The 7,076-nt window shown below is 66.2% G+C and carries 7 protein-coding genes; 1 reads left to right on the top strand and 6 read right to left on the bottom strand.

Annotated features, from left to right (window positions below; genetic code table 11):
• Nucleotides 1-308, top strand: a 308-nt coding sequence (locus tag BM287_RS10030) for an integrase core domain-containing protein (protein WP_139230652.1), incomplete at its 5' end; no start/stop codon positions are given.
• Nucleotides 309-465: 157 nt separating this feature from the next.
• On the opposite strand, the gene BM287_RS10025 is transcribed toward BM287_RS10030, so the two are convergent.
• From BM287_RS10025 to BM287_RS10000, 6 genes are all read right to left on the bottom strand, one after another.
• Nucleotides 466-828 carry a hypothetical protein gene (locus BM287_RS10025; RefSeq protein WP_244528134.1) on the bottom strand — a complete coding sequence of 121 codons (363 nt, stop codon included), beginning with the start codon at nucleotides 826-828 and terminating at the stop codon, nucleotides 466-468.
• A 467-nt stretch (nucleotides 829-1,295) separates the two neighbouring features.
• The gene (locus tag BM287_RS10020) at nucleotides 1,296-1,664 is read right to left on the bottom strand and encodes a hypothetical protein (RefSeq protein ID WP_244528132.1); all 369 of its coding nucleotides are present in this window, start codon (nucleotides 1,662-1,664) and stop codon (nucleotides 1,296-1,298) included.
• A gap of 277 nt (nucleotides 1,665-1,941) precedes the next feature.
• Nucleotides 1,942-2,709 (bottom strand): GNAT family N-acetyltransferase, encoded by a 768-nt coding sequence (locus BM287_RS10015; RefSeq protein WP_090038691.1) that lies wholly within the window; start codon nucleotides 2,707-2,709, stop codon nucleotides 1,942-1,944.
• Nucleotides 2,710-2,860: 151 nt separating this feature from the next.
• A complete protein-coding gene (yicI, locus tag BM287_RS10010) occupies nucleotides 2,861-5,113 on the bottom strand; it encodes an alpha-xylosidase (RefSeq protein ID WP_090038693.1) in 2,253 nt (750 codons plus the stop codon).
• 16 nt (nucleotides 5,114-5,129) lie between these two features.
• Entirely contained in the window at nucleotides 5,130-6,026 is an 897-nt protein-coding gene (locus BM287_RS10005; protein WP_090038695.1) for a carbohydrate ABC transporter permease, read from the bottom strand.
• Nucleotides 6,026-6,991 (bottom strand): carbohydrate ABC transporter permease, encoded by a 966-nt coding sequence (locus BM287_RS10000; protein WP_090038698.1) that lies wholly within the window; start codon nucleotides 6,989-6,991, stop codon nucleotides 6,026-6,028. Before BM287_RS10000 ends, BM287_RS10005 begins: the two co-directional genes overlap by 1 nt.
• Between the last annotated feature and the right edge of the window lie 85 nt (nucleotides 6,992-7,076).

Genomic DNA, 7,076 nt, shown 5'->3' with positions numbered 1-7,076 from the left:
ACGTCTCGCTGGCCTACACAGACAAGCTCGCGCTCGATGGCATCGCGCCCTCGATCGGGTCCGTCGGCGACGCATACGATAACGCGCTGATGGAGACGATCAACGGACTCTACAAGGCCGAGTGCATCCGAACGACCGTGTTCCACGACAGGCCACTCAAGACGATCTCGGACGTCGAGTTCGCGACCGCCGGCTGGGTCGACTGGTACAACACTCGTAGGCTTCACTCGACCCTCGGCTATGTCCCACCTGCCGAGTACGAGCAAGCCCACTACGCGACCCTCACCCGAGAGCCGCAACCCGCATAGGAGCGGCAGGAAACCTGGGGCGCTTCATCCACGAGGAACTGCTGGCTTCCAGCTTTTCCATGCGTAGAGAACTTTGTCCACTTCGCGTACGGAGGTTTACGCCACAGCGGGTCGACGCTATATGCCTCATCAGCGATCGTTGCATATTCCTCAGGACTCACTTGAGCACTTCTGTCGTCCCGTCGCTATAGATCACAGTTACCGATGCGGCCGATGGCGGAGTCTGTGGTTCCGGTAACGGCTCCCCACCCAGCGTGTGTGGGCCGAGAATCTCCTGATACTCCTTCCCGGCGATGGTGACGACCGCGTTGACTGCCCACGAACCGCCACCGCCGACGGAGCCCTCCTGCGTGAATCTGATCTCCTCCACGTCAGGCCAACCACTGATGAACTTGATAGCCGCATTCTTTTGATTCGCCAGATTCGTCTGCTTGACCGTGTATCCAATCGCTGAACAAGAAACCACGACGACAAGCAGCGCCACCATGACGCCGATGACGACACCAAGCCCTCTGGTCATCTTGCGCCTCGGTCCAGGCGGGGACGTCGCCGGGTAACCCGCTGCGGTCACGTCCGGCCGCTCAGCACCATCGCTGCGCATTACCGCTTTCGGCGTTCGATTGCCAAAACTCTTCGAGAGCACGTTGCACCATATCATACAGACTTCCCTTGCAAATTTATGTCTGTATTTATGATTGGACCGTCGCCCATCAGGCCCCGCTGTGCCCTATCCGCCGGGTGCCGTCCAGTCGCGGTAGTGGGATGCGCGCTGGAAGCCGAGAGACCGAACATCCGGATTTGGACAGTCCTTCAATAACTTGACCGCCGCTGTCCTCTGGTTCGACAGACCCGCCTGCTTCACCGCGTATCCAATCAACGAATAAGAAATCAATACGACAAGCAGTGCGACCACGACGACAAGGGCGACAGCAAGCCTTATCGTCATCCTGGGTCGACGGCGGCGCAGAGACGGCACTTAACTCGCTGTCACTTCAGCACCTCTGAGGTTCCGTCACTGTAGATGACCGTCACTGCCGCTGGCGTCGCTGAAGGTTCAACCGTTGGCATCGGCTCCCCGCCGACGGACCACTTCCTGACGCCGAGAATCTCTTGGTACTCTCGCCCTTCGATGGCGATGACCGCGTTGACTGCCCAGGTACCGCTACCCCCGACGGAGCCCTCCTGGGTGAATCTGATCTGTTCCACCCCCGACTGGGTCTCGAGCAACGCGAGAGCCGCTGTCCGCTGATTCGCCAGATTCGTCTGCTTCACCGTGTATCCAATCGCTGAACAAGAAATCAAGACGACAAGCAGCGCCGCCGTGACGCCGATGACGACACCAAGCCTTCTCGTCATCCTGCGTCTCGGTCGAGGCGTGGACGTCGCCGGGTAACCCGCTGCGGTCACGCCCGTACCTGCGCCGTGCCGTCCGCTGATTCAGCGCGAACCTCACCGACGAGGCACTGAGTTGCCTTCCATGCACCGACAGCAGTAAGACTCAGCGAAACAGCTGCCCCGGCGAAAACCGAACGTATTCCAAGCACAATCGCTACGATATCACAGGCGCTTGCCTACTAAATTTATGTATGTATTTGTCTGTGTCCAGCCTTCCGACTCGGCCGGGGCCGGGCGGCTAGGAGCCGGGTGCCCTCCAGTAGCCGTAGCCGGATGCGCGCTCGAAGCCGAGCGAGCGGTACAGCGCGGCGGCGGCAGTGTTTTCCGCGAGGACCTGCAGCCACAGCCGACGGGCGCCGCGCGACTCAGCGGCGGCGCCGAGCGCGAGGATGAGCTGCCGCGCGCGGCCGGCGCGACGGGCGGCGGGGCGCGTGGCGACGGCGAAGAGGCCGCCCCACTCCCCCACGAGGGCCAGCCGGGCGACGGCGTCTGGCGATCCGGGATCGCCGTGCGCCGCGTAGAGCGCCGGACCGCCGGCGAGGATGCGTTCCACGACCGAGCGCTCGGCGTCACCGCCGCGCCCATCCACGGACCACCAGGTGTCCGTCCAGCCGGCGCGGGGTACGTCCTCGAGTGCGACTCGGTCGCCGGCGGCACCCGCGTGGGTCGGTGCGTCGAACGCGGCCACCGCTCGCGACTCGGCGACGAGGATGTCCGTCTGCGAGTGGGTCCGGTAGCCCCGTGCCCGCAGCTCGTCGGCCAGGGCTGCGGGCGACGCCGGGCTCACCTGGAACACGGCGGGGAGGTCCCGTGACGCGTACCAGTCCTCAGCGTGGAGGACCGCACGGCCGACGTCGGCGACAGGTCCCGCCGTCAGCACCGAGTTCGCTCGGTTGGTCACTCCGGCGGAGGCGCGCAGCGTCCATCCCTCCAGCTCCTCGCGCTCCAGGGCCGGCCAGCCCCGATCCGCGAGATGGTCGAGGACGGAGGGCGCAGGCAGGTCCATGGATCGACGCTACCCTGCACGCCCGCCCAGGGCGCCGACCGCCCGGTGTTTGCCGCTATTTGTTACGTATTCCGCTGCTCGCCCCACGGCATACGTTACAAACAGCCGCATTCGCCCAGAAGGCCGCCGTCATGCGGCGCGGCCGGCGCACTCAGTCGATCGTCGCGATTCCCGCATCCGGCTCGGACACCGCGGTGCGGCCGCCGGCCGCATCCCGCAGCGTGAAGGGATGCGTACTCGGCCCGCTCGCGGTGAGCGAGCCGCCGCGGCGCGTCACCGTGTACTCCGCCACTGCACCCTCGGGCGTGGTGACCGTCACGGTCCGCTCCCCGTCCGGCCCCGGGTAAGCCACCAACGTGAGCCCCTCGCGGTAGTCGTAGTCCGGCCGGTCGTCGCGCCCGCCGAGCGGCAGCACCGCACCCTCGCGCACATACAAGGGGAGGCTGTCGAAGCCGTGCGTCTCGCGCATCCACCGGCCGCCCTCGACCTGGCGTCCGGAGAAGTACTCGGTCCAGGTGCCCGACGGCAGGTAGAACTCCACCTCCGAGGCCGAGAACACGGGTGCCACCAGCAGGTCCGGCCCCAGCAGATACTGCCGGTCGAGGAACTCGACGGCAGGGTCCCCCGGGAACTCCAGCTGCAGCGGACGCATCACGGGGATCCCCCGCGTGTGCGCCTCCTGTCCGGCCGCGAAGAGGTACGGCATCAGCCGCAGCTTCAGCCTGGTGAAGATGCGGGTCACCTCCACCGCCTCCTCGTCGAACGCCCAGGGCACACGATACGAGTCGCTGCCGTGCAGCCGGGAGTGGCTGGAGAGGAGCCCGAACGCGGTCCATCGCTTGAAGACGCCCGGATCCGGCGTGCCCTCGAACCCGCCGATGTCGTGGCTCCAGAAGCCGAACCCGCTCAGCGCGAGCGAGAGGCCGCCGCGCAAGGTCTCGGCCATCGACTCGTAGCTGGAGGTGTTGTCCCCGCCCCAGTGCACAGGCAGCTGCTGCCCGCCGGCGGTCGCCGATCGGGCGAAGAGCACGGCCTCCCCCTCGCCCTTCGCCTCCTGCAGCACCTGGAACACGGCCTCGTTGTACAGCTGGGTGTAGAGGTTGTGCATGCGCTCCGGCGACGAGCCGTCGAAGTACTCCACCTCGAGCGGGATGCGCTCCCCGAAGTCGGTCTTGAAGCAGTCGACGCCCTGCGCGATGAGAGCGCGCAGCTTGTCCTGGTACCAGCGGGTCGCGCCGGGGTTCGTGAAGTCGACCAGGCCCATCCCGGCCTGCCAGAGGTCCCACTGCCAGACGTCGCCGTTCGGCCGCTTCACCAGGTACCCGGCGGCCGCGGCCTCCGCGAACAGCTGCGAACGCTGACCGATGTAGGGATTGAGCCACACGCAGACGCGGAGGTCCTTGTCGTGCAGACGGCCGAGCATCCCCTCGGGGTCCGGGAAGGTGCGCGGATCCCATTCGAAGTCGCACCAGTTGAACTCGCGCATCCAGAAGCAGTCGAAGTGGAACACCGACAGCGGCAGGTCGCGCTCGGCCATGCCGTCGATGAACGAGGTGACCGTCTCCTCGTCGTAGGCGGTGGTGAACGAGGTGGACAGCCACAGGCCGTACGACCACGCCGGGACCGACGCCGGCCGGCCGGTGAAGGCCGTGTACCGCTCCAGGATCTCCTTCGGCGTCGGGCCGTAGATCAGGAAGTACTCCAGGCTCTCCCCCGGCACCGAGAACTGCACGCGCTCGACGGCCTCCGACCCGATCTCGTACGAGACGTGACCGGGATGGTTGACGAGCACGCCGTATCCGCGGTTCGTCAGGTAGAAGGGGATGTTCTTGTACGCCTGCTCGCTGGACGTGCCGCCGTCCGCGTTCCAGATGTCGACCGACTGGCCGTTCTTGACCAGCGGACCGAAACGCTCGCCCAGGCCGTAGACCAGTTCGCCCACGCCGAGGGCCAGCTGCTCGTGCACGTAGGTGCCGTCACCCGCGACGCTCAGGTAGGCCAGCGACTTGGACCCGCTGGAGGTGAGGATGCGGTCCCCGGCCGAGAAGGTCAGCGACCAGGGCGCTCCCCGCTTCACCGTCGCCGTCAACCCGCCGGTCGTCAGCATGCCGGCCTCGTCGTCGACGGAGACCTCGGCGTGGCCCTCCTCCACGTGGAGGTCGAAGCCGCGCTCGGCGCGGCCTCCCTGCCAGTGGTCGATCCGCACACCGACGATGCCGGGCAGCGGCGAGCTGAGGGTGACCGTCAGAGTCGGACGGTTGAGCGTGTCGCCTCGACGCTCGATGACCTTGCCGGGCGCGGTGATCGTGAGGGTGCCGTCGCCGGCGCACACGTCGTACGCCTCCTGGGCGTAGACCGGCGTGACGCCGTCGCGCAGCATCCAGAAACCATCGGTGAACTTCATGTCGTGGATGCTCCGGTTACTTGACCGCGCCGGCGGTGATGCCGCGGGTCAGGGTGCGCTGGAAGATGAGGAAGAAGATGAGCGTGGGGATGAGGCCGAGCAGCGCCGACGCGGAGGTCGTGGTCACATCCATCAGGCGGTCGCCCTGCAGCACGCTGATCGCCACGGGCACCGTCTGGTTGTCGTTGGACACCAGGAAGGTCAGCGGGATCAGGAACTCGTTCCACGTCCAGATGAAGAAGAAGATGAGCAGCACGCTGAGCGTCGGGCGCGAGATCGGGACGACGACGCGCCAGAGGATGCGCCAGCGGCCGGCGCCGTCGAGCGACGCGGCCTCCAGGATCTCCTTCGGGAACGTGCCGTACACGCTCGAGAGGAGGTAGGTGCCGAACGCGCTCTGGATCACCGTGAAGATGATGATGACCGACCACACGTTGTCGTACAGGCCGACCTGCTTGAACATGTTGTACAGCGGATAGAGCAGGGCCTCCTGCGGCAGCATGTTCGCGAGCAGGAAGAGCACGATGATCCACGTGCGCGCCTTCACCCGGCCGATGCCGAGCGCATAGGCGTTGAGGACCGAGAGCACCACCGACAGGACGGCGACCGTCCCGGAGATGAAGAACGAGTTCCACAGCTTCTCGGGGAAGTTCACCCGGCTCCAGAAGTTGACGATCCCATCCGTGTAGAAGCTCGTCGGCAGCTGGAGCGGACCGCCCGAGTTGTAGTCCGCCGGGCTCTTGAACGAGTTCAGCAGGATGAGCAGGAACGGGAACGCGATCGCGATCCCGATGACGATCGCCACGACCAGGATGATCCAGTCGGTCGCGGTCTTGCGCGGCTTCTGCCGCTTGAGCTTCCGTGGCGCCTCCGCGGGGGCGGCGGTGCGCGGGCGGTCGAGTGTTGCCGACATCAGTTCTCGTTCTCCCTGCGCTCCGCGCGGTTCTGGGCGATCATGAAGAGGATGGCGACCGCGACGATGACCACGGTGAGCGCGGTCGCGATCGTTGCGCCGTAGCCCACCTGCTGACTCTGGAAGAACTCGCTGTAGGAGTAGACGCTGGGCACCATGGTCGCGGTGCCCGGGCCGCCCCGGGTCAGCGTGTACACCGGGCCGAAGACCTTGAGCGCAGCGATCGTGCAGGTGAGAGTGACGACGAAGATCTCCGGCCGGATGATGGACACCGTGATCGAACGGAACCGCTGGAACCAATTGGCGCCATCCAGCTCCGCCGCCTCGTAGAGCTCCGGGTCGACCCGCTGCAGGGCCGCCATGAAGATGACGATCGGGTAGCCGAGCTGCACCCAGACCATCACGACCATGATGGATGCGAGCGCCGTATCCGGGCTGCCCAGCCAGTTGTGCGCCAGCTGCCCGAGCCCGACCGACTGCAGCATCGTGTTGAGCGCGCCGTTGTCGGGACGCAGGATCCAGCCGATCACGATCGCCGCGATGACGACGGGGAGGATCTGCGGCAGGTAGTAGGTGGCGCGGAGGAAGCTCGCCAGCCTCCCGCCGAACTTCTTGCCGATCAGGTCGAACAGCATGGCCGCGAGGACGAGGCCGACGAGCGTCGGGATGACGACCATCGCGACGATCATCGCGATCGAGTTGCCGAACGACGTCCAGAACTTCTCATCGGCGAACAGGCGCGTCCAGTTGGTCAGCCCGATGAACTTCGGCGGGCGGATGCCGCGGTAACTGGTGAAGCTGAGGTAGATGTTCCAGACCAGCGGGACCAGGACGATCACCGTCAGCAGGACGAATCCCGGCAGCAGGTACCACCAGAACCGCCGGTGACCGCCGCCCGGCACCAGTGCTTCGCCGCGCGCCTTCTGCGTGCGCCGTCCCGGCGCCCGCACGCTCACGTCGACCATGCGTTCTCTCCTTCTGTTCCCCGTCCCCCTCCCCCCACCATCGAGTCCACGAACTTTGCACGCGTGCACGGCGTGTCGCGTGCAG

The sequence above is a fragment of the Leifsonia sp. CL147 genome (assembly GCF_900114565.1).
Classification (GTDB): Bacteria; Actinomycetota; Actinomycetes; order Actinomycetales; family Microbacteriaceae; genus Leifsonia.
The sequence above is the reverse complement of the archived record's forward strand: the minus strand, read 5'-3'. Positions and strand labels throughout refer to the sequence as shown.

Bases quoted from the DNA above. Each gene is read 5' to 3' on its own strand.
- BM287_RS10025 (WP_244528134.1), bottom strand. From the start codon at position 828: ATGACCAGAGGGCTTGGTGTCGTCATCGGCGTCATGGTGGCGCTGCTT.
- BM287_RS10020 (WP_244528132.1), bottom strand. From the start codon at position 1,664: ATGACGAGAAGGCTTGGTGTCGTCATCGGCGTCACGGCGGCGCTGCTT.
- BM287_RS10015 (WP_090038691.1), bottom strand. From the start codon at position 2,709: ATGGACCTGCCTGCGCCCTCCGTCCTCGACCATCTCGCGGATCGGGGC.
- yicI (WP_090038693.1), bottom strand. From the start codon at position 5,113: ATGAAGTTCACCGATGGTTTCTGGATGCTGCGCGACGGCGTCACGCCG.
- BM287_RS10005 (WP_090038695.1), bottom strand. From the start codon at position 6,026: ATGTCGGCAACACTCGACCGCCCGCGCACCGCCGCCCCCGCGGAGGCG.
- BM287_RS10000 (WP_090038698.1), bottom strand. From the start codon at position 6,991: ATGGTCGACGTGAGCGTGCGGGCGCCGGGACGGCGCACGCAGAAGGCG.